The organism is Cellulosimicrobium sp. JZ28, from assembly GCF_015327065.1.
Lineage (GTDB): Bacteria > Actinomycetota > Actinomycetes > Actinomycetales > Cellulomonadaceae > Cellulosimicrobium > Cellulosimicrobium funkei.
In genome coordinates, this window is the sequence record NZ_CP017660.1 from 2,678,809 (window position 1) to 2,705,602 (window position 26,794).

At 75.7% G+C, this 26,794-nt stretch carries 23 protein-coding genes; 11 read left to right on the forward strand and 12 right to left on the reverse strand.

What is annotated here, in order from left to right; all coding sequences use genetic code 11:
- Positions 1-4: 4 nt before the first annotated feature.
- From BJP59_RS12140 to mtrA, 4 genes are all read right to left on the reverse strand, one after another.
- The gene (locus BJP59_RS12140) at positions 5-901 is read right to left on the reverse strand and encodes a ComF family protein (protein WP_194521041.1); all 897 of its coding nucleotides are present in this window, start codon (positions 899-901) and stop codon (positions 5-7) included.
- Between the two features lie 145 nt (positions 902-1,046).
- Positions 1,047-2,807 carry an LpqB family beta-propeller domain-containing protein gene (locus BJP59_RS12145; protein ID WP_194521042.1) on the reverse strand — a complete coding sequence of 587 codons (1,761 nt, stop codon included), beginning with the start codon at positions 2,805-2,807 and terminating at the stop codon, positions 1,047-1,049.
- Positions 2,804-4,534 (reverse strand): MtrAB system histidine kinase MtrB, encoded by a 1,731-nt coding sequence (gene mtrB, locus BJP59_RS12150; RefSeq protein WP_194523037.1) that lies wholly within the window; start codon positions 4,532-4,534, stop codon positions 2,804-2,806. Before mtrB ends, BJP59_RS12145 begins: the two co-directional genes overlap by 4 nt.
- A gap of 107 nt (positions 4,535-4,641) precedes the next feature.
- A complete protein-coding gene (mtrA, locus tag BJP59_RS12155; protein WP_034655451.1) occupies positions 4,642-5,325 on the reverse strand; it encodes an MtrAB system response regulator MtrA in 684 nt (227 codons plus the stop codon).
- A gap of 204 nt (positions 5,326-5,529) precedes the next feature.
- Here mtrA and BJP59_RS12160 point away from each other — a divergent pair, with 204 nt between their 5' ends.
- From BJP59_RS12160 to BJP59_RS12185, 7 genes are all read left to right on the forward strand, one after another.
- Positions 5,530-6,969: a hypothetical protein gene (locus tag BJP59_RS12160; RefSeq protein ID WP_194521043.1), complete on the forward strand. Its 1,440-nt coding sequence runs from the start codon at positions 5,530-5,532 to the stop codon at positions 6,967-6,969.
- On the forward strand, positions 6,966-7,628 hold the full coding sequence (locus BJP59_RS12165) for a DUF4129 domain-containing protein (RefSeq protein WP_194521044.1): 663 nt from the start codon (positions 6,966-6,968) through the stop codon (positions 7,626-7,628). The genes BJP59_RS12160 and BJP59_RS12165 overlap by 4 nt, the downstream gene beginning before the upstream one ends.
- Positions 7,625-8,881 (forward strand): DUF4350 domain-containing protein, encoded by a 1,257-nt coding sequence (locus tag BJP59_RS12170; protein ID WP_228485024.1) that lies wholly within the window; start codon positions 7,625-7,627, stop codon positions 8,879-8,881. Before BJP59_RS12165 ends, BJP59_RS12170 begins: the two co-directional genes overlap by 4 nt.
- Positions 8,878-10,053, forward strand: a complete 1,176-nt coding sequence (locus BJP59_RS12175) for an AAA family ATPase (protein ID WP_425291927.1) — start codon at positions 8,878-8,880, stop codon at positions 10,051-10,053. The genes BJP59_RS12170 and BJP59_RS12175 overlap by 4 nt, the downstream gene beginning before the upstream one ends.
- A 10-nt stretch (positions 10,054-10,063) precedes the next feature.
- Positions 10,064-11,356, forward strand: coding sequence for a DUF58 domain-containing protein (locus tag BJP59_RS12180; RefSeq protein WP_194521045.1), 1,293 nt, complete (start codon positions 10,064-10,066; stop codon positions 11,354-11,356).
- A 527-nt stretch (positions 11,357-11,883) separates the two neighbouring features.
- Positions 11,884-12,006 carry a hypothetical protein gene (locus BJP59_RS20155; protein WP_255179365.1) on the forward strand — a complete coding sequence of 41 codons (123 nt, stop codon included), beginning with the start codon at positions 11,884-11,886 and terminating at the stop codon, positions 12,004-12,006.
- A gap of 7 nt (positions 12,007-12,013) precedes the next feature.
- Entirely contained in the window at positions 12,014-13,285 is a 1,272-nt protein-coding gene (locus BJP59_RS12185; RefSeq protein ID WP_194521046.1) for a winged helix DNA-binding domain-containing protein, read from the forward strand.
- Between the two features lie 11 nt (positions 13,286-13,296).
- On the opposite strand, the gene BJP59_RS12190 is transcribed toward BJP59_RS12185, so the two are convergent.
- Positions 13,297-14,286 carry a stage II sporulation protein M gene (locus BJP59_RS12190; RefSeq protein WP_194521047.1) on the reverse strand — a complete coding sequence of 330 codons (990 nt, stop codon included), beginning with the start codon at positions 14,284-14,286 and terminating at the stop codon, positions 13,297-13,299.
- An 86-nt stretch (positions 14,287-14,372) separates the two neighbouring features.
- Here BJP59_RS12190 and BJP59_RS12195 point away from each other — a divergent pair, with 86 nt between their 5' ends.
- Positions 14,373-15,191 carry an RDD family protein gene (locus BJP59_RS12195; protein ID WP_194521048.1) on the forward strand — a complete coding sequence of 273 codons (819 nt, stop codon included), beginning with the start codon at positions 14,373-14,375 and terminating at the stop codon, positions 15,189-15,191.
- Here BJP59_RS12195 and BJP59_RS12200 read toward each other — a convergent pair.
- From BJP59_RS12200 to ahcY, 5 genes are all read right to left on the reverse strand, one after another.
- Positions 15,164-16,516 carry an acyltransferase family protein gene (locus tag BJP59_RS12200; RefSeq protein WP_228485025.1) on the reverse strand — a complete coding sequence of 451 codons (1,353 nt, stop codon included), beginning with the start codon at positions 16,514-16,516 and terminating at the stop codon, positions 15,164-15,166. The genes BJP59_RS12195 and BJP59_RS12200 overlap by 28 nt on opposite strands.
- Before the next feature lie 182 nt (positions 16,517-16,698).
- The gene (locus BJP59_RS12205; RefSeq protein ID WP_034651737.1) at positions 16,699-17,358 is read right to left on the reverse strand and encodes a response regulator transcription factor; all 660 of its coding nucleotides are present in this window, start codon (positions 17,356-17,358) and stop codon (positions 16,699-16,701) included.
- A 115-nt stretch (positions 17,359-17,473) separates the two neighbouring features.
- Entirely contained in the window at positions 17,474-19,009 is a 1,536-nt protein-coding gene (locus BJP59_RS12210) for a sensor histidine kinase (protein ID WP_228485026.1), read from the reverse strand.
- 82 nt (positions 19,010-19,091) lie between these two features.
- Complete coding sequence (locus BJP59_RS12215; RefSeq protein WP_085387527.1) at positions 19,092-19,700, reverse strand: hypothetical protein; 609 nt, start codon at positions 19,698-19,700, stop codon at positions 19,092-19,094.
- Between the two features lie 40 nt (positions 19,701-19,740).
- Entirely contained in the window at positions 19,741-21,294 is a 1,554-nt protein-coding gene (ahcY, locus tag BJP59_RS12220) for an adenosylhomocysteinase (RefSeq protein ID WP_442861511.1), read from the reverse strand.
- Positions 21,295-21,879: 585 nt separating this feature from the next.
- On the opposite strand from ahcY, the gene BJP59_RS12225 reads away from it, so the two are divergent.
- The 3 genes from BJP59_RS12225 to BJP59_RS12235 all read left to right on the forward strand — a co-directional run bounded on the left by BJP59_RS12225 (position 21,880) and on the right by BJP59_RS12235 (position 25,140).
- On the forward strand, positions 21,880-23,241 hold the full coding sequence (locus tag BJP59_RS12225; protein WP_021482688.1) for a quaternary amine ABC transporter ATP-binding protein: 1,362 nt from the start codon (positions 21,880-21,882) through the stop codon (positions 23,239-23,241).
- Positions 23,238-24,107 (forward strand): ABC transporter permease, encoded by an 870-nt coding sequence (locus tag BJP59_RS12230; protein ID WP_194521049.1) that lies wholly within the window; start codon positions 23,238-23,240, stop codon positions 24,105-24,107. The genes BJP59_RS12225 and BJP59_RS12230 overlap by 4 nt, the downstream gene beginning before the upstream one ends.
- A gap of 97 nt (positions 24,108-24,204) precedes the next feature.
- On the forward strand, positions 24,205-25,140 hold the full coding sequence (locus BJP59_RS12235; protein WP_194521050.1) for a glycine betaine ABC transporter substrate-binding protein: 936 nt from the start codon (positions 24,205-24,207) through the stop codon (positions 25,138-25,140).
- A gap of 159 nt (positions 25,141-25,299) precedes the next feature.
- Here the strand turns inward: BJP59_RS12235 and BJP59_RS12240 are convergent, their stop codons facing one another.
- Positions 25,300-25,488, reverse strand: a complete 189-nt coding sequence (locus tag BJP59_RS12240) for a Trm112 family protein (protein WP_021479800.1) — start codon at positions 25,486-25,488, stop codon at positions 25,300-25,302.
- Positions 25,489-25,611: 123 nt separating this feature from the next.
- Positions 25,612-26,793 (reverse strand): cell wall-binding repeat-containing protein, encoded by a 1,182-nt coding sequence (locus tag BJP59_RS12245; RefSeq protein WP_021479799.1) that lies wholly within the window; start codon positions 26,791-26,793, stop codon positions 25,612-25,614.
- Position 26,794 lies beyond the last annotated feature (1 nt).

A 26,794-nucleotide genomic window follows, 5' to 3' on the forward strand; every position in this document is an offset into this window, starting at 1 on the left:
CACCTCACGGAGGCTGCCCGGCGGACCGCCGTCGTTCGCCCGGCGACGGGGTCGCGGCGAGCGCGACGGCGCCCAGCACGAGAGCGCCCGCGCTGGTCAGCGCCCTCTCGCACGCGGCGAGGGTCGCTCCCGTGGTGACGACGTCGTCGACGAGGAGGCACGCCACGACCGGTGCCGGTGCACCGGTCGACGGGCGCCGCCCGCGCCGTCCTCGACGCGCTCCGGCGGACGGTCCGACGAGCGGTCGGACGAGCCCTCCGGCACCGGCCTCGAGGAGCTTCCCGGGGGCGACGGCGACCGTGCCGAGCCGGGCCCCGCGCGCCCGCGAGCCGAGCCCGACCTGGTCCCGGGCGCGCCCGCGGTGCACGAGGAGCGCGGCGCTCCGGGCGGGGGTCCCCGAGGCGTCGAGGCCGGCGGCGACCGCACGCGCGAGCAGGGCGACGGGGTCGCGCCCGCGGGCGCGACGCGCGGCCCGCGTCGTCGGAGCCGGGACGACGAGCACCGGGCACCCCCGGGACCCCTCCCCCAGGACCGCCCCGACCCCAGACCCGAGCGCGGGACCACGCCCCGGCCCGAGCACGGCTCCGAGCACCGGCCCCAGCGCGGTGCCCGCGCGCCACGCGGCGTCCGCGAGCGGCCGGTCGAGGTCCGCCCTACCGCGGTCCTTCCAGGCGACGACGACGCCGCGCGCGGGCCCCGTGTACGCCGCCGGCGCCCACACCGGCAGGGGCGCGACGCCGTCGAGCCGGTCGAGGCGGGGCGCCCCACGTTCGCGCCGCCGGAGCGGGGCGCGCAGCGGCGCGAGGCAGGGCTCGCACCACCGGACGTCGGGCGCGTCGCAGCCGGGGCACGCGACGGGCAGGACGAGGCGGGCGACGTCGTCGAGGGCGGCGAGGAGCACCGGGCCAGCGTGCCCGGTGGCGCGACCGTCCGGCACCGGCGGACCGGCCACCTGTGGACGACGCACGCGCCGCGGGCTCCCGACCCGCGCCGTCCAGGAGCCTGTGGTCGCCCGGCGCGCCTCGCGCCGCCGGGCGCGCGGCGTCTCAGCCGGGGTACGTGGGCAACCGGACCTCGGTGGCGATCTTGGTCCAGAGGCTCGACGTGCCCGCGGCGTACAGGCTGCTGTCGCTCGTCCCGACGAGCGTCGTCCCGACGCCCGTGGCCGATGCGAGCGAGACGGCGCCCTCGACGGGCGAGGCGGCGACCGTCGGTCCCCCGACGGGCACCCGCTGGACGACGACCTCGGACTCCCCGGACGCCCGGCCGAGCACCCCGAGGAGCGCGCGGTCGACCCACGTCACCTGTGTCGCGGCGGCGATCGGCTGCCCGACCCGGACCGGTGCGGAGAGCTGGGTCGGCCGGCCGGTCTCGTCGCGGACGATGCCCGCGACGTGGACCTGCGCCCCGGACCCCGAGTCGCTGACGACGGCCACCCGGGCGCCGTCGGGCGCGACCCGCAGCGACATCACGGTGCGCCCGTCGAGCCACGGCGCGGCCACCTCGGAGACCGCCGCGTCGCTGCCGGCCTCCCGCAGGTCCACGACCTGCAACGACCCTGCCTGCACCTGCGGGCCGCTCCACACGTACTGGAACCGGTCGATCGACGGCGCGACGAGGCTCGTCCCGGTGAGGAGCGTGACGGGCCCGGCCTCTGCCGTCGGCGCCGTGACGAGCCGCCCGGCACCGTCCCGCACGACGTACGTGGCGTCGTCGGCCCGGCCGCGGAAGGCGAGCGCGGTGGGCTGGAGCCCGGCGAGCGGGGCGGCCGACGTCACCGCCCGCGTCGTGCGCCCCTCCAGGCTCATGACCTGGTCGCCCGAGAGCACGACCGGCTCGTCGGGCGTGGTGGCGACGCCGATGGTCGGGACGTCGTCGGCCGAGAGCTCCGAGCCGCCGACGCCCACCGTGATGTCGACGGGCACGCCGAGCGAGGCCTGGAGCTGCGCGATGAGCATCGCGCGGTCGGCCGGCGACGCCGCGGTCACCGGGTCGGTGAGGGGCACCGCGACCCTGCCCTCCACCGGCGGCACGGAGTCGATGCTCAGCGAGGTGCCCTCGGGCGCGACCGTCGCGACGGACCCCGCGAGCCAGTCCGCCGGTCCGCGCAGCGTCTCGCGGACCGCGAGCGCCTGCCAGTTCCGGCTCGGGAACCAGCGGGCGTCGGGCACGAGGTAGGCCCGGTCGAGGGTCGGGAAGTAGAGGTTGGCCTGCTTGAAGGTGCGGGCGAAGTTCGTGGCCGTGATCGTCAGCCCGTCGTCGACCACGTCGATGCGCCACTGGTCGTCGGCGTCGCGGACGAGGCCGTAGGAGACCTCGGTGGTCCGGCCGGGCGCCTGCTCCGTGTAGACGCCGCGCTCGTCCACGGTGCCCACGACGTCGGCGGTGGCGCGGACCGTCGTCGTGCCGCCCTCGATCGCGGCCTCGTCGACGTCGAGCTGCGGCACGTCCTCGAGGATCGCGACCTGGGAGACGGGCGACCAGTCGTCCTGCGCGTCACGCGTGAGGAACTCGGACGCGACGTCGAACGAGCCGCGCGCGCCCTGGGCCTGGGCGGCCAGGAAGCCGCGGACGATCTGGTCCGGCGAGGCGTCGCGACGGGGCGAGGCGGCGCTGACGAACGGCTGGCCCGGGTCCTCCGGCGTCGCCTCGCCCTCGACGACCGGCCCGGACGTGGGGATCGAGGCGCACGCCGCGAGAGCGGCGACCCCCACGGCCGCGATCCCGGCCGCGAGCGCGCGCCCGACCCGGCGCCGCAGGTCCGCCTGCCCCGCGGTCGGACGCCGCACGGTCCCCGTCGTGGTCATCGCCCCTCCTGGACGTCGTCGGGGCCGGCGGCCGGACCGCCGCCGGAGCCGGGCACCGTCGCCCGGCCGGGCTGGGGCGCGTGGTCGCGCGGGATGACGACGGGGATGCCGCCCGTGACCGACGGCAGGTCGGCTGGGCCCGCCGTCCCCTCGACGTCCTCGACGACCGGCGTCCGCACGCTCCACTCCGCGGGCAGCCCGCGGCCGGTGGCCGCCTCGGAGACGAGCGGCAGGGGGGACGACTGGAGCCGGATCCCGGCGCGCCGCGGGAGCGTGAGCCGGAAGCTCGCGCCCCGGCCAGGGCGGCCCCACGCCTCGAGCCACCCGCCGTGCAGGTGCGCGTCCTCCAGGGAGATCGCGAGCCCGAGGCCGGTGCCGCCGGTCGTGCGGGCGCGAGCGGGGTCCGCGCGCCAGAAGCGGTCGAACACGTGCTGGACCTCGTCGGTCGTCATCCCGACCCCGTGGTCGCGGACCGTCACCGCGACGGCGTGCCCGTCGCCGTCGACCGTGATCTCGACCGGCCGCTCCTCGGCGTGCTCGATGGCGTTGACGACGAGGTTGCGCACGATGCGCTCGACGCGCCGCGGGTCGATGTCGGCCGTGACGGGCTCGTCGCCGAGGTGGACCGACAGCCACACGCCCTTGCGCTCGGCGAGCGGAGCGGCGTGGTCGACGGCGGCGTTCACCACGTCGCGCAGGTCGCGCCGCTCGGCGTCGAGGATCGCGGCGCCGGCGTCGAACCGGCTGATCTCGAGCAGGTCGGCGAGCAGGTCCTCGAACCGGTCGAGCTGGGCCTGCAGGAGCTCGGTCGAGCGCCGCGAGACCGGGTCGAAGTCCTCGCGCGACGCGTGCAGCACCTCGGAGGCCATGCGGATCGTGGTGAGCGGCGTGCGCAGCTCGTGGGACACGTCCGAGACGAACCGGCGCTGGAGCATCGACAGCTCCTCCATGCGCCCGATCTGCTCCTGGAGGCTCTGCGCCATCTCGTTGAACGAGTGCGCGAGGGACGCCATCTCGTCGTGCCCCTTGACCGGGAGCCGCTCGTCGAGCCGGCCGTCCGCGAGCCGCTCCGCGACGCTCGCGGCCTGGCGCACCGGGAGCACCGCCTGGCGCGTGACGAGCGCCGTGATGCCGACGAGCAGGGCGAGCAGCACGAGCGCCCCGACGAGCAGGACCGACTGGAGGAAGCGCAGCGTCTCCTGGTCGGCCTCGAGGTCGTAGAGGTAGTAGAGCTCGTACGTGCCCGCGACCGGCACCTCGACGGTCGAGCCCACGACGATGCCGGGCACCACCCCCGACGACTCCGGGTGCGCCGGGTCGACCGGGATCGCCACCGACTGGAGGTACTGCTCGCCGTCCGCCGCGACGGTCGCCGCGCGCATCTCGGGCGACACGAGGCCGTCGAGCTGCTGGTCGGTCGACTGGTCGAGGAAGCCGACCGTGCCCGACCCGCCGGACTGCCAGAGGAAGACGTCGCGCGACGACCCGGTCGTCTGGAGCATGGAGAAGAGGTCGAAGAGGAGCGACTGGGCCTCGGTCGGCGTCGACGCGGGCGACGCGTCGAGCGTGCGGCGCGCCTGCTGCGTGGACTGGGCGCTCTCCTGGTCGAGCTCGGCGGCGCGCCGCTCGTAGAGGCCGTCGCGCATGGCGTCGGTGAGGTAGGCGCCGAGCGCCCCGACGGTCAGCACGCCGACGACGAGCGCCGACGTGACGACACGGAGCTGCATCGACGAGCGCCAGCGCCACACCACGCGGCGGACGGTCGCGCGCGCCCGGCGCCGGACGCGGCGCCAGAGCCCTCGCCCGCGCCCGTCGGCGGAGCCGGCCGTCGTGCTCACGTGCGCGTCGCGCCCGCCTTGTAGCCGACGCCGCGCACCGTGAGGACGATCTCCGGGTTCTCCGGGTCGTGCTCGATCTTCGAGCGCAGGCGCTGCACGTGGACGTTGACGAGCCGCGTGTCCGCCGCGTGCCGGTAGCCCCAGACCTTCTCGAGGAGCACCTCGCGCGTGAAGACCTGCCACGGCTTGCGCGCGAGCGCGACGAGGAGGTCGAACTCGAGCGGGGTCAGGGACACCTGCTCGCCACCGCGCGAGACGCGGTGCCCCGTGACGTCGATCTCGACGTCGCCGATGGACAGGTGCTCGGGGGCGGGCTCCTCCGTGCGGCGCAGGCGCGCCCGGATGCGGGCGACGAGCTCCTTGGGCTTGAACGGCTTGGAGATGTAGTCGTCGGCACCCGACTCCAGGCCGAGCACGACGTCGACCGTGTCGCTCTTCGCGGTGAGCATGATGATCGGGACGCCCGACTCCGCCCGGATGAGGCGGCACACCTCCGTGCCGTCCTTGCCCGGGAGCATGAGGTCGAGCAGGACCAGGTCCGGCTGCGTGGTGCGGAACGTCTCGAGCGCGAGGTCGCCGTCCGCGCAGAACACCGGTTCGAAGCCCTCGGAGCGCAGGACGATGCCGATCATCTCGGCCAGGGCGGTGTCGTCGTCCACCACGAGCACACGAACCTTCATGCGGACATCTTGCCATCGACGGGCCCGACGTCGGGGCGGCCGGGCCCCGCGGCGAGGGTGAACCCGCGGGCGGGGCGCACCCGGCGGCGCGAGCCGGTCGGCCGCCGCGCAGGGCCGCGTACTAGGGTGGCCTCGCCGCCGTTGCCGATCTTCGCCCGGCGGCCTGGACCGACGCCCGAGCCGATCGCGGGGGACCACGAGCACATGAGCACACCCGACACCTCCGGCACGCCGGACGGTGCCACGCCCGACCCGACGGCGGCCCCCGGCCCCACGCCGCCCGCCGCGCCCGGTCCGGGCGGCGACGCGAGCGGCTGGGGCGCGCCCTCGTACGGCGCCCCCGGCTACGGTGCGCCCGGCTCGTCGGCACCCCAGCCGCGGTACGGCCAGTACGCGCCCGGCCAGGAGCCCGGTCAGCAGCCGCCGACGGACCAGCCGCCCGCACCCGGCGCGTGGGGTGCGCCCGGCGCCGCTCCGGGACAGCCGGGGTACGGCCAGCCGGGCTACGGCCAGCAGCCCGGCTACGGCCAGCAGCAGCCGGGGTACGGCCAGCCCGGCTACGGTCAGCAGCCCGGCTACGGCCAGCAGCCCGGTTATGGCCAGCAGCCCGGCTACGGCCAGCAGCAGTTCGGGCAGGGCCAGTACGGGCAGCAGCAGTACGGCGCACCGGGCTACGGCCCGCCGCCCGGCCTCGCGGGCGCGCCCTACGCGCCGGCCGCGGCGAAGCCCGGCATCATCCCGCTGCGCCCGCTGTCGCTCGGCGAGATCTTCGACGGCGCGTTCGGCGCGATCCGCCACAACCCCCGGGTCGTGCTCGGCATGAGCGCGCTCGTCGTCGTGGTGGCGACGCTGCTCGGCACCTTCCTCGGCTGGGCGTTCTCCGGCTACGTCGCCCAGTACTTCGACGTCGTGCTGGACGAGGCCACCTTCCCCGGCTTCGACGAGAGCTTCGCCACGACGCTCGCGAGCTCCCTCGGCATCCAGGTGACCACGTTCTTCGCCGCGCCGATCATCGCGGGTCTCCTCACGGTCTCCGTCGGCCAGTCCGCGATCGGGCGCAAGGCCGGCGTCGGCGAGGTCTGGTCCCAGGTCGGACGGCGCACGTGGTTCCTCATCGCCTTCCCCCTGCTGACCGGCCTGGTCGCGTCCGTGGCGCTCGGCCTGGCCACGCTCCTCGTCGTCGCGGGCTTCGCGGTCTCCGAGGGGCTCGGCGCGTTCCTCATCGTCGTCGCCCTGCTCGCCTGGCCCGTGCTCCTCGTCTGGGTGGGGACGCGGACCGGCCTCGTCCCTCCCGCCCTGGCGCTGGAGGGGCAGCCGTTCTGGCAGACGGTCAAGCGGGCGTGGCTGCTCACCCGCGGCAGCTTCTGGCGGCTGTTCGGCATCTACCTGCTCGCCCTCGTGGCGATGAGCTTCGTCTCCGGCATCGTCGCGTACCCCGCGAGCCTCGCCGCGTCGTTCCTGCTCATGGCGGGTCAGACCTTCCTGTACCACCTCGTGCAGGCGATCGGCGTCGCGCTCTCGATGATTCTCACCTCGGTCTTCCTGGGCTGCATCGTCGCCCTGCTCTACATCGACGTGCGCATGCGCCGCGAGGGCCTGGACGTCGAGCTCGCCGCGGCGGCGAGCGAGCAGCCGCCCGCATGACCGTGCGGTCGCTCGCGGCCGACGTGCCCGTGCAGCCCGGTGCCGACGAGGCCCGGCGGTGGCTCGTCGGCGAGCTCGCCGGGCCGGAGTACCGCACGGACCCGTCGCTCCTGCAGCGGTTCCTCGAGTGGCTCCAGGGACTGTTCGACGGCGCGCCCACGCTCGACCTGGGCGGCCCGCTGACCGCGGTGGTCGTCGTCGTGGCGGTCGCCCTGGTCGCGGCGGTGGCCTACTGGGTCGCCGGTCCGGTGCGCCTGTCGCGCCGGGCGAAGGCCTCGGTGGTCGTGCTCGACGACGACGCGCGCACCGCGGCCGAGATGCGGGCCGCGGCCGACGCCGCCGCGGCCCGCGCCGACTGGGCGACCGCCGCGCTCGAACGCTTCCGCGGCGTCGTGCGCTCGCTGGAGGAGCGCGCGGTCCTCGACCCGCGTCCCGGACGGACCGCGTGGGAGGCCGCACGGACGGCGGGCGAGCGCCTGCCCGACGTCGCGGACGGGCTCGAGCGCGGCGCGCACCTGTTCGACGACGTCGCGTACGGCGCCGTGACCGTCGGCCCGGAGGCGGACGCCTTCCTGCGCGCGCTCGACGAGCGGACGCTCGCGACGCGCCCTGCGCTCCGTGCGGAGCTCGCCGTGTCCGCGCCCGGTGACGGCGCATGAGCGCCCCGACGACGTCCTCCGCACCGCCCTCCGCAGGCGCGGCGGGCGACCCGCGAGCCGTGACGACCGCCTACGTGCCCGTCGTCGGCGACGGCACGACCGCCCGCTCGCGGGCCAGCAGCCGCTGGCGCCGGGCGCGCTGGCCCGTCGCCGTCGTCGGCGCGCTGCTGCTGCTCGCCGGGCTGACGGCGCTCGCGCGCCCCGCGACGTCGGCCACACCGCTCGCACCCGACAACCCGGGCCCCGCCGGGGCGCGCGCGGTCGCGCAGGTGCTGGGCGACCAGGGCGTCGAGGTCACCTACGTGCGCACGGTCGCCGAGGCGGTGCGCGCCGCCGAGGAGGGCGGCACGCTCCTCGTCGCGCAGGGCGACTACCTGCTCGACGAGCAGGTGGACGCGCTCGTCGGGACCCCCGCGGACCTCGTGCTCGTCGCGCCGCCCGACCACCTGCTCGCCGCCGCGACCGACGGCGGCGCGGAGCTCGCGTACGACTGGGGCTCCGGCGGGTCGGCACGACCGGCGCGCTGCGCGGACCCGGCCGCGCAGGCCGCGGGCTCGATCCGCTCCGACGGTGTCGGCTTCGTCGCGCTCGACGACGCGACCGTCCTCTGCTTCCCCTCCCCCGACGACCCGTCCCTGGGCGCCTACCTCGTGCACGAGGCCGACGGGCGCACGGTGCGCGCGGTGGACACGCCCGCCGTCCTGCGCAACGACTCGGTCACCGAGGACGGCAACGCCGCGCTCGCGCTCTGGACGCTCGGCGCGCACGACCGTCTCGTGTGGCTCGTGCCCGACCCGTTCGACACGTCGCTCGCCGACGACGGGAGCACGACCCCCGGCCTGTCCCTGCCGCCGTGGTTCGGCGTCGTCGCCCTCCAGGGGCTCGTCGTGCTGCTCGTGGTCGTGCTGTGGCGCGGCCGCCGGCTCGGCCCTCTCGTCACCGAGGACCTGCCGGTCGTCGTGCGCGCCGCCGAGACGACGCGCGGCCGCGGCCGCCTCTACCGGCGCGCCGGCGCGCGCGGTCACGCCGCCGCCGGGCTGCGCGCGGGCGCCGCCGACCGCCTCGCGCACCGCCTCGGCCTGCCCCGCTCGGCCGACGCCCCCACCGTCGTCGACGCCGTCGCCCGCGCGACGGGTCGGCCGGGCGACCAGGTCGCCCAGCTCCTGTACGGACCACCACCCGCCGACGACGCGGCGCTGCTCGAGCTCGCGCGTCACCTTGACCGGATCGAGAGCGAGGTCTACCACTCGTGACGCACCACCCCGACGGCTCCGTGCCGCAGCCCGACCGCTACGCGCCGCCCGCCCAGGACCCGGGCGTCGCCGACCGCGTGAGCGCGGCCGCCGGCCAGCCCGCGCACCGGCCCGGACCGCAGGCACCCGCCCCGCAGACGCCGTACGGCCAGGGCCACGCGCCCGCCGCGCCGACCCCGACCGCGACCCCCGCACCGGTGCACGACGCCCCGCCCGCGCCGTCGCCCGAGCTGCGGCAGGCGCTCGCCGCCGTCCGCAGCGAGGTCGGCAAGGCCGTCGTCGGGCAGGACGGCGCCGTGACGAGCCTGCTCATCGCGCTGCTCTGCAAGGGCCACGTGCTGCTCGAGGGCGTGCCCGGCGTCGCCAAGACGCTGCTCGTGCGCACGCTCGCCGCGTCGCTCGACCTCGGCACGAAGCGCGTGCAGTTCACGCCCGACCTCATGCCCGGCGACGTCACGGGCTCGCTCGTGTACGACGCGCGGACCGCCGAGTTCTCGTTCCGCGAGGGGCCGGTCTTCACGAACCTGCTGCTCGCCGACGAGATCAACCGCACGCCTCCCAAGACCCAGGCGTCGCTCCTGGAGGCCATGGAGGAGCGGCAGGTCTCGGTCGACGGCACGCCGCGCCCGCTGCCCGACCCCTTCCTCGTCATCGCGACGCAGAACCCCGTCGAGTACGAGGGCACGTACCCGCTGCCCGAGGCGCAGCTCGACCGCTTCCTGCTCAAGGTCGTGCTGCCGCTGCCGGAGCGCGAGCAGGAGGTCGAGGTGCTCGCACGGCACGCCGCCGGCTTCAACCCGCGCGACCTCGCGGGCGCCGGGGTGCGCGCCGTCGCCGGGCGCGACGTGCTCGACCGCGCCCGCGCGGAGGTCGCGCGCGTCCAGGTCGCGCGCGAGGTGCTCGGCTACGCCGTCGACGTGTGCCGCGCGACGCGCCACTCCCCCTCGCTGTCGCTGGGCGTGTCCCCGCGCGGTGCGACGGCGCTGCTCGCCACGTCGCGCGCGTGGGCGTGGCTCTCGGGCCGCTCCTACGTGACGCCGGACGACGTCAAGGCCCTCGCGCACCCCACGCTGCGCCACCGCGTGCAGCTGCGGCCCGAGGCCGAGCTGGAGGGCGTGACGGCCGAGAGCGTGCTGGACACCGTGCTCGCGTCCGTCCCCGTCCCCCGCTGAGGCGTCGCTCGTGGCCCTGACGTGGCGCGCCGTCGTGCTGGCGGCGCTCGGGATCGTCCCCGTGCTGCTCGTCCCCGTGCCGGGGACGGTGCTCGTGTGGACGCTGCTCGTCGTCGCGCTGTGCGTGCTCGACGCGGCCCTCGCGGCGTCCCCGCGGCGCGTCGCGATCGAGCGGCGCGTCGCGGGCTCCGTGCGGCTCACCGACGCGACGGCGTCCCGGCTCACGCTGACGAACCTCGCCCCGCGGCGGTTGCGCGCGCTCGTGCGCGACGCGTGGCCGCCGTCCGCGGGGACGCAGGTCAACCGGCACGCCGTCGACCTGCCGCCCGGCGAGGCGACGCGCGTGACGACCGTGCTCGTCCCGACGCGCCGCGGCGAGCGCGTCGCGGACCGCGTGACGATCCGCTCGTTCGGCCCGCTGCGGCTCGCCGCGCGCCAGGCGTCGATCCCCGTGCCCGGGCGGCTGCGCGTGCTCCCCGAGTTCGCGTCGCGACGCCACCTCCCGAGCCGCCTCGCGCGCCTGCGCGAGATGGACGGGCGCGCCGCGGTGCAGGTGCGCGGCGAGGGCACCGAGTTCGACTCGCTGCGCGAGTACGTGCTCGGCGACGACGTCCGCTCCATCGACTGGCGGGCGTCGGCGCGCGGCCGGGACATGGTCGTGCGCACGTGGCGGCCCGAGCGCGACCGCCGCGTGCTCATCGTCGTCGACACGTCCCGCACGTCCGCGGCGCGCGTCGGGGACGCGCCGCGCCTCGACGCGAGCATCGAGGCGGCGCTCCTGCTGGCCGCCCTCGCGGGGCGCGCCGGGGACCGCGTCGAGCTCGTCGCCTACGACCGCACCGTGCGCTCGCGCGTCGCAGGGGCCGCCGGGCCGCGCCTCATGCCCGCCATGGCGGACGCCCTCGCGCCGCTCGAGCCCGCGCTCCTCGAGACCGACTGGCCCGGCCTCGTCGGCACCGTCCACGAGCGCCTGTCGCAGCGCGCGCTCGTCGTGCTCCTGTCGACGCTCGACGCCGCCGCCGTCGAGTCCGGGCTGCTGCCCGTCGTCGGGCAGCTCACGGCCAAGCACCAGGTCGTGCTCGCCGCGGCGGGCGACCCCGAGGTCGCCGCCCTGCGCGACGACCGCACCGGGACCGCCGAGGTGTACGACGCCGCGGCCGCCGCGCGCGGCGAGATCGAGCGCGCCGCCGTGACGACGGTCCTGCGCCAGCGCGGCGTCGAGGTCGTCGACGCCCTCCCCGACGACCTCGCCCCCCGCCTCGCCGACACCTACCTCGCGCTCAAGGCGGCCGGCCGCCTCTGAGCACCCGCCGGGGGCCACCGAGCCGGAGCCGGCGGTCGCGCGAGGTAGGGGCCCGGTCCCACGAGGTAGAGGCCCGGTCCCCCGAGGTAGAGGCCTGGTCCCCCGAGGTAGAGCCGAGGGCGCGCGAGGTAGAGGCCTGGTCTCACGGGATGAGGGTGCCCGGGTTCGCCGAGCAGGGATCCCGGCTCCGTCTGCGGCGCCGGGCCACCAGAAGCGCCCGGTCGGGCGCCACGACCATCCGGTCGGCACGCAACCCGTCCGGGGTGGCCCGACGTCGTCGTCCCCTCGAGCGTGGGCAGGCCCACCCCGGGCGACCACGCCTCCACCTCGCGGAACCACCGTTCTACCTCGCGCAACCCACGCCTCTACCTCGCGCAAACCTCGCCTCTACCTCGCGGAGCTACGGCTCTACCTCGGGAGACCAGGCCTCTACCTCGCGGGAGGTGGTTCCGGGGCCCTCTCCCCCGACCGTCAGGGGCGAGAGGTAGGGTCGTGCAGCACGTCCATCCCGACCTCAGGAGACTCCCGTGGCCTGGCAGCCGACCGACCCCCGGCAGCGCGTCCGGCGCAATCGTCGCGTCGCGATCATCGTCGTGGTGGCGCTGCTCGCGACGTTCCTCGTCCCGGCGCTCGCGATCGTCCTGTCCTGACGGGCCGATGGCCGACGAGCGGTTCGGGCCGCGGCTGAGCCACGACGACCTCAACCGGGCGCTGCTCGCGCGCCAGCACCTCGCCGCCCCGCGCGACGCGACCGTGCTGGACGAGGTGCGCCACCTCGTCGGCCTGCAGTCGCAGGTCCCGTCGTCGCCGTACCCGGCGCTCTGGTCGCGCCTGGCGGGCTTCGCGCCCGACGACCTGGGCGACCGCCTGCTCGACCGCCGGGTGGTGCGCGTCGCGACGCTGCGCGGCACGGTGCACCTCGTCGCGGCCGACGACGCGCTCGAGCTGACGGCGCTCGCCCGCCCTGGTCTGGCGACCTACCTGCGGTCGCGGAACCAGCACGGGACCGCGCTCGCGCACGTCGACCTCGACGACCTCGAGCGTGCGGCGCGCGACCTGCTCGCGGATCCGCTGACGTCGGTCGAGGTGGGGCGGCGCCTCGCCGAGCGGTGGCCCGACGTCGACCCGAAGCACCTCGCGTACGCGGCCCGCTGCCTGCTCCCGCTCGTGCAGGTCCCGCCCCGCGGCCTGTGGGGTGCGAGCGGCACGGGCACGACGACCACCTGGACGACGGCGCAGGCCTGGCTCGGTCGGGCCGACGACGCCGTCGCGCACGGCACGGACCCGGACGCGACGCTCGCGGCGCGCGTGCGGCTCGTGCGGCGGTACCTCGCGGCGTTCGGCCCGGCGTCGGTGGCCGACGCACAGCGCTGGGCGGGCCTGACCCGGCTGCGCGCCGCGGTCGACGTGCTGCGACCGGAGCTCGTGACGTTCACCGGCCCGGCCGGCACCGAGCTCCTCGACCTGCCCGACGCGCCGCGCCCGCCGGGCGACGAGCCCGTGCCCGTGGTCCTCGCGGGCGACTTCGACAACCTGCTCCTGTCCCACGACGACCGCACGCGTGTCCTCGGGGACCTGCCGGTCACGAGCGTCGTGAGCGTCAACGGTCAGGTCGCGGCGGCGGTCCTCGTCGACGGCCGCGTCGCGGGCGCCTGGACGGCCCGGCCGGCGGCACCGGCGGCGCGCAGCGCCCGAGCAGCGGAACCGGCCGACGGGACGCGCCCGGCCGACGGGACGGACGTCGTCGTGCACGTCGAGGTGCGACCCCTGCGCGCAGGGAGCGGCCCCGGCGCGTCCGGCGACGAGGCGCCGAGCCTCGCCGACCGCCTGCGCGACCCCGCGGTGCGCGACGAGGTCGTCGCGCGCGCCGAGGACTGGGTGCGGTGCGGGTGGCCGGACGCGCGGGCGCGCGTCGTCGTCGACGCCTGAGGCGTCGCGGGTCAGGCCGCGACGGGCGCGGTGTCGCCCGCGTGGTCGGCTGTGAGGTCGCCCGTCTCCCCGGCCCGGACCGCGCGGCGGCCGAGCACGATCGTGTAGACCCAGAACGCCGCGAGCGCGACCGCCCCGATGGCGATCTTGAGCCACCACGGCAGCTCCGACCCGGTGACGAACCCCTCGATGACGCCGGAGACCGCGAGCGCGATCGCGAGGCCGATCGCGACGGTGACGAGCGCCCGGCCCTCCTGGGCGAGGGCGCGCGAGCGCGGCAGGGGGCCGGGGTCGATCCACGCCCAGAAGATCCGCAGCCCGGCGGCGCCGGCGACGAAGATCGACATGAGCTCGAGCAGCCCGTGGGGCGCGATGAGCTGGAGGAAGAGCGCGAGCTCACCGTGCGCGGCCATCATGCCGCCGATCGCGCCGATGCCGACCGCGTTCTGGAACAGGACCCACACGGGGAACACCCCCGTGATCCCGAGGCCCACGCAGAAGGCCGCGATCCGCGCGTTGTTCGTCCACACGACGGCGGCGAAGTCGACACCCGGGTCGTAGTAGGACGCGAACGCGTCGTTCACGTACTCCTCCTGGACGCTGGGCGGGCCCATGGAGGCGAGGCCCTCGGGCGTCGTCGCGACCCAGACGCCCGCGACCAGCGCGACGAGGAGGCACGCGGCGGTCACGCCGACCGACCACCACCGGATCCGGTAGAGCGCGGCCGGGAGGGACACCGTGAGGAACCGCACGACGTCGCGCCACGCGGGCTCGTGCGCCCCCGCGATGCGCGTGCGGGCGCGCCCGAGGAGCACGGACAGGCGCGAGATGAGCACCGGGTCCGGCGCGACGGAGCGCACGGTCGACAGGTGCGTCGCGACGGACTGGTAGAGCCGGACGAGCTCGTCGGCCTCCGCGCCGTCGAGCGTGCGGCGGCGGACGAGCGCGTCGAGGCGGTCCCACTCCGCGCCGTGCACGTCGGTGAAGGCGTCGAGGTCCACGACCGATACCCTGCCACACGGGGCGTGCCGCCGGTGCGCCGACCGACCGGCGGGCAGGGCCCGCGACGGCGAGGACGGGAGCGGGCGTGCGCGAGGGCATCGTGATCGGCGAGGGCGTGGTCCTGGACGCGCGACCGGCGTCGTTCGTGACGCGCGGGCTGGCGCTCGCGCTCGACCTGCTCGTCGTGCTCGTGTTCTTCGTCGCGACGCTCTTCGTGCTCGGCGCCTCGCTGGGCTCGCTCGAGCTCGACCTGGTCACCGCGATCCTCATCGCGTTCTCGATCCTCGTCATGGTCGTCATCCCGACGACGGTCGAGACGCTCTCGCGCGGCCGCTCGCTCGGCAAGCTCGCGCTCGGCATCCGGGTCGTGCGCGACGACGGCGGCCCGGTCCGGTTCCGGCACGCGTTCCTGCGGGCGCTCGTCGGGGTCGGCGAGATCTGGCTGACGTTCGGCTCGGTCGCGCTCGTCGCGTCGCTGACGAACGACAAGGGCAAGCGGCTCGGCGACATGGCGGCGGGCACGTACGCGATCCGGGTGCGGGGCGGGCGACCGACGCTCGCCCCGCTCGCGATGCCGCCCTACCTCGCCGCGTGGGCCGCGCACGCGGACATGCGGCGGCTGCCGGACGGCCTCGCGCTGGCCGCCCGGCAGTTCCTCGGGCGCGCCGACCGCCTGCACCCGGCGTCGCGCGCGCGGCTGGGCCAGGAGCTCGCGGGGCAGGTCGAGCGGTACGTCGCGCCGGGCCCGCCGCCCGGCACCCACCCCGAGACGTTCCTGCTCGCCGTGCTCACCGAGCGCCGCGACCGGGACCGCGCGACGGCCCACCGCGCGCAGGCCGCCGCGCGCGAGCAGGCCGAGCTGCTCCACCGGCTCCCCTACTCGGTGCCCGACCCGACGCGCTGACGCGCGCGGCGCCCCGTCGGGGCGTCCTCGAACCGCCCGACGACGCGCGCGATCCCGACGAGCACGAGGGCGAACGCGCCGAACCAGACGGGCCGGCTCGCCCACCAGTCGGCGCCGCCCACGGCCGGGAGCTCCTGCCCGAGCACCACGAGGACGACCCCGACCACGACCACCATCGCGGTGAGGTGCCACAGGTACACGGTCATCGAGCGTCGCGCGAGACCGCGCACGACGGACCGCCCCCGGCCGTCGGCCCAGCGCACGAGCGGTCCCCGCGCGGCGAGCGCGAGCGCGGCGAGCGCGACGGCGTGCAGCACGACGGGCGCGGTCGGCGGCCCCAGGTTGGACATCGCGTCGCCCGGCATGCCGATGAGCGAGACCGGGTAGGGCCCGACGGCGACGAGCAGGGCGGCGAGGGCCGCCGCGGCGAGCCCGACGGCCACGAGCACGCGGGGCCGCGGCACGACGGCGACGGGGACGACGCGGCCCCGGCGCACGACCCGCAGGCCCGAGCGGGCGTCGGCGTAGAGGAGCCCGACCGCGTACGGCACGGCCCACACGAGCACCACGTTGACGAGCGCGAGCCGCTCGAGCCCGGCGCCGAACCGCAGGGTCTCGACCGCGAGCGGGGCCGCGGCGAGCCCGGCGACGGCCCACCAGCCGGCGGCGTGCAGCGCGCGACGCAGGAGCGGCGTGAGGACGACGAGACCGAGGTAGACCGCGAGGAACCACAGGAGCTGCGGCGCGAGCGTCGCGAGCGAGCGGACGGCGTCGGCCGGGAGCCCGACGGCCAGCAGAACGCCGACGGCGACCACCCACGCCCCGACGAAGACGGCCACCGGCCGCAGCAGGCGCGGCAGCCGGGCGCCCGCGAGGCGGACGCCGTCGGCCAGGTCGGCGGCGACGCTCGGGCGGGTCACGACCCGGCCCCGGGCGCCGGTCCCGCCGGTGCTGCCGGCACGCCGCAGCCCGTACGCCGCCGAGGCGCCCGCCGCGAAGAACAGCAGGGCGAGCACCTGGAGCACCCACGTCACGGCCCACCCGGCGCCGTGCGCGAGCGCGTTCCCGATCCGGAGCTGCTCGCCGTCCCACGTCGCGTCCGCCATGAGCCAGTGCACCGTGAGGACGCTCAGGGTCGCGACGGCGCGCACGGCGTCGACGAACACGTCGCGCGACGGACGACGCGGTCCCTCGCCCGCCGCGGCCGCCGCGCCGGGCCGGTCGGAGCGCAGGGCGGGCGGGCCGCCGTCCCGGGTCCGGCGCGCGGCCGGGAGGACGGGCGACGACGCGCGGGGTCGGGCGGGGGGTGGCGACAGGACGGCCACGGGATGCTCCTCGGTCGGCGGGCCCGGGAGGTCTCCCGGTGCTCACCAGTCTCGAAACATCCCGTTCGTCCCGGTACGGGACGGTCCCCCGACCGCGTCGCGGTCGTCCACCGAGGTTCCGGGGGGTTGTCCCCCGCCGCTCCGACCTGGAGCCGCTGAGACCTGGAGGCGCTGAGAGCCGCTCAGACCTTGAGGTAGCGCAGGACCGCGAGGACGCGGCGGTGGTCGCCGGCGTCCTGCGGGAGCCCGAGCTTGCCGAAGATCGAGGTGACGTTCTTCTCGACCGCGCCGTAGGAGAGGAACAGGGCCTCCGCGATGGCGGAGTTCGACCGGCCCTGCGCCATGAGCTCGAGCACCTCGGTCTCGCGCGGCGTGAGGCGCGCGAGACCGTCGTCGGACCGCGACGCGCCCATGAGCTGGCTCACGACCTCCGGGTCGAGGACGGTCTGGCCCGCGGCGATGCGCGTGAGCGCGTCGACGAACTCGCCGACGTCCGCGACGCGGTCCTTGAGGAGGTAGCCGACGCCGCGCGCCCCGCCCGTGAGCAGCTCGCTCGCGAACCGCGTCTCGACGTACTGGGAGAAGAGCAGCACCCCGAGGTCGGGGTGCGCCGCGCGCAGCGCGAGGGCGGCGCGCAGCCCCTCGTCCGTGAACGTCGGCGGCATCCGGATGTCCACGACGGCGACGTCCGGCAGCGCGTCCTGCGCCGCGAGCCGCGCGACCTGCGCGACGAGCTCGTCGCCGTCCGCGACCGCCGCCGCGACCTCGTGGCCGCGGCGGGTGACGAGCGCGACGAGACCGTCGCGCAGGATGGCGGAGTCCTCGGCGATGACGAGCCGCATGGTGTCCTTCCGGTCGGGCGGGCCGGGCGGCCCGGGCGGGCGCGGTGCCCCGGGGACATCCTGCCCGACGCCGCCCCGCCGCCCGGGCAGGACCGTCCCGTTCGCGCGCAGCACGTCAGACCCGGACGGGCAGGAGGACCGTGACGACCGTCGGCCCGCCGACGGGGCTCGTGAGCTCGAGCGAGCCGTCCACGGAGCGCACGCGCTCCGCGAGACCCGCGAGCCCCGAGCGGTGACCGTCGGAGCCCGGCTGCACGACGCGCGCGCCGCCCTGGCCGTCGTCGCGCACCCGCAGGCGCAGGCGGGCCCCCCGGCCGCCGCCCTGGCGCTCCACGAGCACGTACACGCCCGACGCGCGCGCGTGCTTGACCGCGTTCGTCACGAGCTCGGCGACGCAGAAGTACGCGATCGACTCGACCGCGGGGGCGAGCCGGCCGGACGCCTCGACGGCCGGGTCGACGTCGACCGTCACCGGCAGCGGCGAGCGCGCCGCGAGGGTCTCGAGCGCGACCGCGAGGCCGTTGTCGAGCGCCGGCGGGTGGATGCCGCGCGCGAGCTCGCGCAGCTCGATCAGCGCCTCCTTGGTCGACGAGTGCGCGAGGTCGACGAGCTCGAGCGCGTCGCCCGCGTCGCCGCCCGCCGCGAGCTGCTCCTTGGCCTCGCCGAGCTGCATCGCGACGGCGACGAGGCGCGCCTGGGTGCCGTCGTGCAGGTCCCGCTCGATGCGGCGCAGCTTCGCGTCGGCGTCCTCGACCGTGCGGCCGCGCGACTCCTCGAGGTCGGCGACGCGCAGGCTGGACAGCGTGGGGCCGAGCAGCGCGACGGTGAGCACGCGGAAGAGGTGCGCGAACGCGCGCGTGACGTGCGGCCAGACCCAGAGGAAGAGCGCCCCGACGAGCACGAGGCCGAGCTGGCGCGCCGGGGTGTCGACGTACCAGTCGACGCCGATCTGCGCCCCGCGGTGCCACGTCCCGTCGGCGGCCTGCTGCAGCGGGAGCCAGCGCGACCAGATCCAGTGCGTCATGCCGCCCAGCCCGACGGCGAGGAAGACCGTGCTCACGACGAAGGACAGGATGGCGAGCGGGAACGTCACGAGGAGGAACAGCACGGCCCGCCACCCCGTGCCGTCGCCGATCCCGCTCCACAGCGTGCTCCAGAAGCCGCGGCGGCGCGTGTACGGGGCGGGGGCGGCGACGTCGACCCCGAGCAGGGACCGCGCGAGCGACCGGTACATCGAGCCCCAGCCGCGCCCGCCGACCACGACCCACCCCGCGACGACGAGGCCCAGGACGGGCACGATCATCGCGACGAGGAAGACCACGGAGAACAGCCCGTAGGAGAACGCGAAGGGCGCCAGCAGGAGCGCGAGCGAGAGGTACCCGTACTCGCGCCACGTGCGCCCCGCGAACGGTGCGCGCGCGAAGCCGACCCGCTCGCGGTGGTCCACGTACCGCGGGTCGGGCTGCGAGCCCGCGAACGCGCCCGGGACCCCGGGCGCGGCGGCCACGGCGGACGCCGAGGGGTCCGACGGCGCGGCGGGCGACGACGGCACCGCGGAGGGGTGCGGCGTCGGCACAGCCGCCTCGGGCGCGCCGGGCGAGGGCTCGCCCGCGGGCACGACGCTCGGCTGGTCAGGGGTCACGGCAGTCATGGTGCCAGTCTGCGCGCGCGCGTGCGGCGACGACAGGGTGGCGTCCGCCGCACCCGGGTGGGGACAACCCCCGTGCCTGCCGTCAGTGCAGCAGGTACTTGACCGCGATGACCACTCCGCCGAACGCCGCGGCGAGCAGCGTCTCCCCCACCAGCAGACCTCCGCGCGCCCCCGCGCGGTACGCGGCGAGGAACCCCACCACGCCGAGCAGGACGACGGTGAACCACACCGCGACGAGGGCGGCGCCCTCGGCGTCGAGCCCGGCCGCGAGCGCCACGAGGTACACGACGATCCCGGGGAGCGCACCGAGCAGCACCCCGACGTTGGACCGCAGCGCGACGACCGTGCGGCCCCACAGCGAGTGCCCGGTGTCGTGGAAGCGTCCGCTCACCGCGTCCACGTAGCAGTGCGCGAGCCAGTAGCCCACCGCCACGAGGGTCGTCGCGAGCACGACGCGGTCGCCCGTCGGGGCGTGCACGCTGGAGACCGCCATGACGAACCCCGCGACGATCGCGCCGTACAAGAGGTCGTGCGGGGGCTCGCGCTCCCAGCGGTCGCCCACGCGGTGCCACAGCGGCCGCACCCGGCCGGGCGGCGGCTCGTCGCGCACCTCGTCGGCCGGCCCCGCCGTGCCCTCGCCCGCTGGGGGCGAGGGCACGACCGGCGTGCGCTCGTCGGACGACGGGTCCATGCGACCTCCTCGGCGCGTGCCGGACGACTCGGGGCAGTGCTCAGTAGCGGTAGTGCTCCGGCTTGTACGGCCCCTCGACGGGGACGCCCAGGTAGTCCGCCTGGGACGGCGAGAGCTCGGTGAGCCGGACGCCGAGCGCGTCGAGGTGCAGGCGCGCGACCTTCTCGTCGAGCACCTTGGGCAGACGGTAGACCTGGCGTGCGTAGGCGCGCTCGCGCCCCTCGCGCGCGGCGGCCGTCGCGTCCTGGTAGAGCTCGATCTGGCCGATCACCTGGTTCGAGAACGAGTTGCTCATGACGAACGACGGGTGGCCCGTGGCGTTCCCCAGGTTGAGCAGGCGGCCCTCGGACAGCACGACGACCGAGCGGCCCGCGGGCTGGCCGTCGGGGCCCGGCTCCGCGAACGTCCACTCGTGGACCTGGGGCTTGATCTCGGTGCGCGACACCCCGGGCACCTCGGCGAGGCCGGCCATGTCGATCTCGTTGTCGAAGTGGCCGATGTTGCCGACGACGGCCTTGTCCTTCATCGCGACGAGGTGCTCGGCGCGGATGACGTCCTTGTTGCCCGTGGTCGTGATGAAGAAGTCGGCCTCGCCGAGCACGTCCTCGATCCGGGCGACCTGGTAGCCGTCCATCGCGGCCTGGAGCGCGCAGATCGGGTCGACCTCGGACACGATGACGCGCGCGCCCTGGCCGCGGAACGCCTCGGCCGCGCCCTTGCCGACGTCGCCGTAGCCCGCGACGAACGCGACCTTGCCGCCCATGAGGACGTCGGTCGCGCGGTTGATGCCGTCGGGCAGCGAGTGACGGATGCCGTACTTGTTGTCGAACTTCGACTTGGTGACCGAGTCGTTGACGTTGATCGCCGGGAAGAGCAGCTCGCCCGACTCGGCGAGCTGGTAGAGGCGGTGCACGCCCGTCGTCGTCTCCTCGGTGACGCCCTGGATCTCCTGCGCGATCGTCGTCCAGCGCAGCGGGTCGGCCTCGAGCGCGCGGCGCAGCACCCCGCGCACGACGTTCATCTCGTGGGTGTGGTCGGGCTCGCCCGGGAGCGTGTCGGGCGGGACGACGCCGGCGCGCTCGTACTGCAGGCCAAGGTGGACGAGCATCGTGGCGTCGCCGCCGTCGTCGAGGATGAGGTTGGGCGACTCGTCCCCCGGCCACACGAGGATCTGCTCGGTGCAGTCCCAGTACTCCTCGAGGCTCTCGCCCTTCCACGCGAACACCGGGACGCCCTGCGGGTCATCGGGCGTGCCGTGCGGCCCGACGACGACGGCGGCCGCCGCCTCGTCCTGCGTCGAGAAGATGTTGCAGCTCGCCCAGCGCACCTGCGCGCCGAGCGCGACGAGCGTCTCGATGAGGACGGCCGTCTGCACGGTCATGTGCAGGGAGCCGGCGATGCGGGCGCCCGCGAGCGGCTGCGACTCCCCGTACTCGGCGCGCAGCGCCATGAGGCCGGGCATCTCGTGCTCGGCGAGGCGGAGCTGGTGGCGGCCCGCCTCGGCCAGGGACAGGTCGCGGACCTTGTACCGGCCGGGGATCTCGTCGAAGCCGGGGGTGGCGCCGGAGGTCGGGGCCTGCGCTGTGGTGGACATGGTTCTCCTGTGCGTTCTCGGTGCCGGCGGAGCCGGTGGTGCCGGCTCGGCGGTGGCTGCCGATGACTGGTCGGTTGCTGCGCTGGGGGCTCCCGTCCGCGCGGGACGGGACCGCGGCCCGCCCGGCACCAGCCTACCGAGGACGACGCCGTCCGGCCGGGGCGCGGACCGCCCGGGCCCGCAGCACCACCGTTCGTCCGGCGCGCGCGCCCGGGCGCGCGCGTAACACGAACGCTTGACCATCTCAAGATCACGAAGGGATAACGATCCCGGTTCCGCCGTCATCCGCGCCATTCCAACGATGCTCGGTCAAGAATCGTCCTGGAATCGCCCCCGGTGCGGGGGTCCTGGGTAGAAGTTGAACCTCGAATCAGGCAGGGTGGGCGCGAACCGATTGACATCGGATCAGCGTGAGGCCCTGTGTGCGCCGGCCCCTGCGGGGGCAACCGGCCGGACGCGCCACCCCAGGGAGGACGTCCTCGCACCCGGGGCCTCCTGCCGTGCCCTCTCGTCGAGCGCCCGCACCCGGGTGCTCCGGAGGGGCGTGACGCTGGTCCACGACCGGAAGGTGGCGACACCCACCGCATGACAGCTCTCAGCACACCCGTGCCGACCGACCCGGCCGCGCACGCCGGCGCCGCGACCGTCGGCACCGACGAACGCGCGACCGCGCTCTCGGTCCGCGACGTCTACAAGGTCTTCGGGCGCCGCCCCGTCGAGGCGATCCGCCGCCTCGAGCAGGGCGCGAGCCGCGACGACGTCAAGCCGCTCGGCACCGCTGCGGTCATCGACGCGTCGTTCGACGTGAAGCAGGGCGAGATCTTCGTCGTCATGGGCCTCTCGGGCTCCGGCAAGTCGACGCTCATCCGCATGCTCAACGGGCTGTGGAAGCCGACGTCCGGGCACGTGCTGCTCGGCGGCACCGACCTCGCCCAGGCCGACGCCAAGCAGATGCGCGCGCTGCGCCGCAAGCACGTGTCGATGGTCTTCCAGCACTTCGCGCTCCTGCCCCACCGCACCGTGCTCGACAACGCCGCCTACCCCCTGGAGATCCAGGGCGTCGGCAAGGCGGAGCGCCGCGAGAAGGCCCGCAGCGCGCTCGGCCTCGTCGGGCTCGGCGGCTGGGAGGACTCCCTGCCCTCGCAGCTCTCCGGCGGCATGCGCCAGCGCGTCGGGCTCGCCCGCGCGCTCGCCGCCGACACCGACGTCCTGCTCATGGACGAGGCGTTCTCCGCGCTCGACCCGCTCATCCGGCGCGAGATGCAGGAGCAGCTCCTCGAGCTCCAGCAGACGCTCGGCAAGACGATCGTCTTCATCACGCACGACCTCAACGAGGCGATGCACCTCGGGGACCGGATCGCCGTCATGCGCGACGGCCGGATCGTGCAGATCGGCACCGCCGAGCAGATCCTGTCCGACCCCGCGAACGACTACGTCGCCCAGTTCGTCGCCGACGTGGACCGCACGCGCGTCCTCACGGCGTCGTCCGTCATGGTGCGCCCCGCCGTCGTCGTCCCGCTCTCCGGCGGTCCCCGCCAGGCGAGCCGCACGATGCGCGAGGCGCAGGTCTCGGCCGCGTACGTCGTCGACCGCCAGCGCCGCCTCCAGGGCGTCGTGCGCGACGAGGACGCGGTCGCCGCCCTGAAGAAGGGCCAGGACAGCCTCGACGGGCTCGTGCGCCAGGGCGTCGCACCCGTCTCCCCCGACACCCCGCTCGCGGAGGTCTTCGCCCCCGCCGCGGAGTCGCCGCTGCCCGTCGCGGTCACGGACGAGCAGGGCCGCCTCGTCGGCGTCGTCCCCCGCGTCACGCTCCTCGAGGCCATGGTCCCCGGCGACCAGCCGAAGACCGGCGAGATCGACCTCGGGCAGACGCCCGTCGTCCAGGACGCGCCGGCGGAGGGCTCCGCCCCGCTCGCGGCCGCCCCGACCGAAGGCGGTGCCGCGTGAACGACACCCTCGTCCCCCGCATCCCGCTCGGCGAGTGGGTCGACGCCTTCGTCGGCTGGGTCACCACCACGTTCCGCCCGCTCTTCCGGTTCATCAAGGACGTCCTCGTCGGCGTCTACGACGGGCTCGACGCCGTGCTGTCCGGCCCTCCGTTCTGGGTCGTCGCGATCGCCCTCGCCGCGCTGGCGTTCTTCGTCAAGGGCTGGCGGCTCGCGGGCGGCACGCTCGTCGGCTTCGTCCTCATCGCGGGCGTGAACCAGTGGGACAACGCGATGGACACCCTCGCGCTCGTCCTGCTGTCCGCCGTCCTCGCGATCGCCATCGCGATCCCGCTCGGCATCTGGGCCGCGCGCAACGACCGCGTCTCCGCCGTCGTGCGGCCCGTGCTCGACTTCATGCAGACGATGCCGGCGTTCGTCTACCTCATCCCGACCGTCGTCATCTTCCTCACCGGGCCCGTGCCCGGGATCATCGCGACGATCGTCTTCGCCATGGCCCCCGGCGTCCGGTTCACCGAGCTGGGCATCCGGCAGGTCGACAAGGAGGTGGTCGAGGCCGGGCAGGCGTTCGGCTCGACCCCCGGCCGCATCCTGCGCCAGATCCAGCTCCCGCTCGCCCTGCCGACGATCATGGCGGGCGTCAACCAGGTCATCATGCTCTCGCTCTCCATGGTCGTCATCGCCGGCATGGTCGGCGCCGGCGGCCTGGGCGAGGACGTCGTCGCCGCGCTCCAGCGCGTCGACGTGGCGCTCGGGTTCGAGGCAGGCCTCGCCGTCGTCATCCTCGCGATGTTCCTCGACCGCGTGACCTCCGCGCTCGGCGACCGCGCCCCCGTGGCGCGCGCCCTCGCCGCGGCGCGCGTCTGACCGCGCCACCCACCGTCCCCGGCCGCACGCCGGGACCCTGCCCACGCACCCGCCGTCGGGCACCCCGACCGGGCCCCCCGGCCCACGGAAGGAACGCATGACCCCCGCACGCAAGCGCACCACCCGCACCGCCGCCGTCGCCGCGACCGCCGTCCTCGGCCTCGCGCTCACCGGCTGCGCGTCCGACTCCGGCTCGGGCGGCTCCGGCGACGGCGCCTCCTCCACCGGCGAGGACGAGACGTCGGTCTCCATCGGCATCCCGTCCGGCTGGGACGAGGGCATCGCCGTCTCCCACCTGTGGACCACCATCCTCGAGGACGAGGGCTACGACGTGTCGACGCAGACCGCCGACGTCGGCGTCGTCTACACCGGCCTCGTCGGTGGGGACTTCGACCTCACGCTCGACGTCTGGCTGCCCTACACGCACGCGTCGTACGAGAAGAAGTACGGCGGCGAGATCACCGACCTCGGCTACTGGTACGACGACGCCAAGCTCACCATCGCGGTGAACGAGGACTCCCCCGCGCAGACCCTCGAGGACCTCGCGGCCATGTCCGACGAGTACGGCAACAAGCTCGTCGGCATCGAGGCGGGCGCGGGCCTGACCGAGATCACCCAGGACCAGGTCATCCCCACCTACGGGCTCGAGGACATGGACTACTCCATCTCCTCCACCCCCGCGATGCTCGCCGAGCTCAAGGGCGCGACCGACAGCGGCGAGAACATCGCGGTCACGCTGTGGCGCCCGCACTGGGCCTACGACGAGTTCCCCGTCCGCGACCTCGAGGACCCCGAGGGCGCGCTCGGCGAGGCGGAGAAGATCCACATGTGGGGCTCGGCCGACTTCGAGGAGCGCTACCCGACGCTGACGAAGCTGCTCGGCGCGTTCTCCCTCGACGACGAGCAGCTGTTCTCGCTCGAGAACATGATGTTCAACTCCGACGAGTACGCCGACGAGCAGGCCGCCGTCGAGGCGTGGCTCGAGGAGAACCCGACGTTCGTCGACGACCTCAAGGAGGCCGCGGGCGTCTGACGCCCCGACCACCCGCGCTCCGACGGGCCCGGCAGGCCCGTCCCGGACGGGCTGCGGTCCCGGTTCGCCGCAGCCGTGCGGGCACCCTCGGTGCCCGACGCCGAAGGCCGGCTCCCTCGCGGGGGCCGGCCTTCGGTCGTGCTGCGGGACGAGGCGTCCTCAGAGCTCGCGCGCGTCGTCCTCCAGCAGCACCGGGATGCCGTCGCGCACGGGGTACGCGAGCGGACGCCCCGGGTCGGTCGAGTGCAGCTCCGGCTCGCCGGAGGGGCTCGTCCCGTCCACGAGGCGGGCGCCCGTCACCGGGCACCGCAGCGCCTCGCGCACCCAGGGGTCGATCTGCAGGCTCATGCTCGCTCCTCGTCGTCGTCCGTGCGCGCCGTGCTCCCGCGAGTCTACGGGGACCGGCGTCACGGGACGTCTCCGGCCCCCGCCCTGGACGGACGGGGGCCGGACGTCACGCGTGGAGGGCCGTCAGCACTGACGCAGGCTGGCGACCCCGTCGCCGAGCGCCCCGCGTCCGCCGAGCAGGACGTAGCTGTTCACACCGAGCGCAGCACCGTCGCCGAGCACCGCGGCGGGGACGCACGTGCTGGGGACCACCCACAGCGGGACGGGGATGAATCCCGCCGCCGCCGCACCCGAGAGGGCGTCCGCGTACCCGGACCCCGTCGCGAGGAACGCACCGTTCGCCCAGTCGAAGACGCCGCGGTTGAGCTCCACCGAGGTCTCGTAGCGGTTCTTGCCCGCGAACCGCACCACGTTCCCGTTGAGGTAGGGCTCACCGAGGAGGTCGGCCTCGACGGAGGCGCTCACCGCGCCGTTGCCGCCCGCGATGCCGACCGCGCGGACCCCGAGGGCCTGGAAGAGCTGCTTCGTCGGGGCGTCGACGGTGGCCGCCTTGCCGTTGACGAGGACGACGGGCACCCCGTAGGCGCCGGCGACGGCGCCGGCCGAGAGCGCGTCCGGGAAGTCGGTCCCGGTGGCGACGTAGGCGACCTCGACGGTCTGGCCGGCGAACGCCCGCTCGCTGACCAGGCGGGACGTCGCGTACCGGTTCGCACCGGCGTCGCGTCGGATCGCGGGCGTGTACCCGGCGAGCTGCTGGTAGACCGCGTCGGACACGGCTCCCGAGCCACCGACCACGACGATGCGCTGCGGGGCGAGGCGACGGAGCTCGTCGGCCACGACCGTCGGGATCCCGTTGGGCTGGACCAGCAGGAGCGGTCCGCCCTGGACCGCGGCAGCCGGTGCGGCGCTCAGCGCGTCGGCGAAGCCGGTCCCGCTGGCCACGTACACGACGGGCACGCCGGGATCGAAGACGCCGTACGAGACCCCCACCGCGGTCTGGTACCGGTCCTTCCCGGCGACCCGCTCAGTCCCCGCGGCAGCGAGCGTCGCCGCGTTCTCCTCGAGGACGGCGCGACGCTCCGGCGTCAGGCGCGCCGAGAGAGTCTCCTGGAACGTCGTCGTCGCGCCGGCCAGGCCGTCGAGCGTGGCCGTCTCGGACGGTGGGGCCGTCTCCGCGCCGGCGGTGGCGCTGACGCCACCGACCACCGTGAGCGCCAGCGTCGACGCGAGGAGGGCGCGGGTGACGCGGCGCGCACGGACGGGGGACCGACGACCGGAGTCCGCTCCCCGCAGGGGTGTTGCCATG

Coding starts and splice junctions, on each gene's coding strand:
- BJP59_RS12145 (WP_194521042.1), bottom strand. CDS start 2,807: ATGACCACGACGGGGACCGTGCGGCGTCCGACCGCGGGGCAGGCGGAC.
- mtrB (WP_194523037.1), bottom strand. CDS start 4,534: ATGCAGCTCCGTGTCGTCACGTCGGCGCTCGTCGTCGGCGTGCTGACC.
- mtrA (WP_034655451.1), bottom strand. CDS start 5,325: ATGAAGGTTCGTGTGCTCGTGGTGGACGACGACACCGCCCTGGCCGAG.
- BJP59_RS12160 (WP_194521043.1), top strand. CDS start 5,530: ATGAGCACACCCGACACCTCCGGCACGCCGGACGGTGCCACGCCCGAC.
- BJP59_RS12165 (WP_194521044.1), top strand. CDS start 6,966: ATGACCGTGCGGTCGCTCGCGGCCGACGTGCCCGTGCAGCCCGGTGCC.
- BJP59_RS12170 (WP_228485024.1), top strand. CDS start 7,625: ATGAGCGCCCCGACGACGTCCTCCGCACCGCCCTCCGCAGGCGCGGCG.
- BJP59_RS12185 (WP_194521046.1), top strand. CDS start 12,014: ATGGCCGACGAGCGGTTCGGGCCGCGGCTGAGCCACGACGACCTCAAC.
- BJP59_RS12205 (WP_034651737.1), bottom strand. CDS start 17,358: ATGCGGCTCGTCATCGCCGAGGACTCCGCCATCCTGCGCGACGGTCTC.
- BJP59_RS12210 (WP_228485026.1), bottom strand. CDS start 19,009: ATGACTGCCGTGACCCCTGACCAGCCGAGCGTCGTGCCCGCGGGCGAG.
- BJP59_RS12215 (WP_085387527.1), bottom strand. CDS start 19,700: ATGGACCCGTCGTCCGACGAGCGCACGCCGGTCGTGCCCTCGCCCCCA.
- ahcY (WP_442861511.1), bottom strand. CDS start 21,294: ATGTCCACCACAGCGCAGGCCCCGACCTCCGGCGCCACCCCCGGCTTC.
- BJP59_RS12225 (WP_021482688.1), top strand. CDS start 21,880: ATGACAGCTCTCAGCACACCCGTGCCGACCGACCCGGCCGCGCACGCC.
- BJP59_RS12235 (WP_194521050.1), top strand. CDS start 24,205: ATGACCCCCGCACGCAAGCGCACCACCCGCACCGCCGCCGTCGCCGCG.
- BJP59_RS12240 (WP_021479800.1), bottom strand. CDS start 25,488: ATGAGCCTGCAGATCGACCCCTGGGTGCGCGAGGCGCTGCGGTGCCCG.
- BJP59_RS12245 (WP_021479799.1), bottom strand. CDS start 26,793: ATGGCAACACCCCTGCGGGGAGCGGACTCCGGTCGTCGGTCCCCCGTC.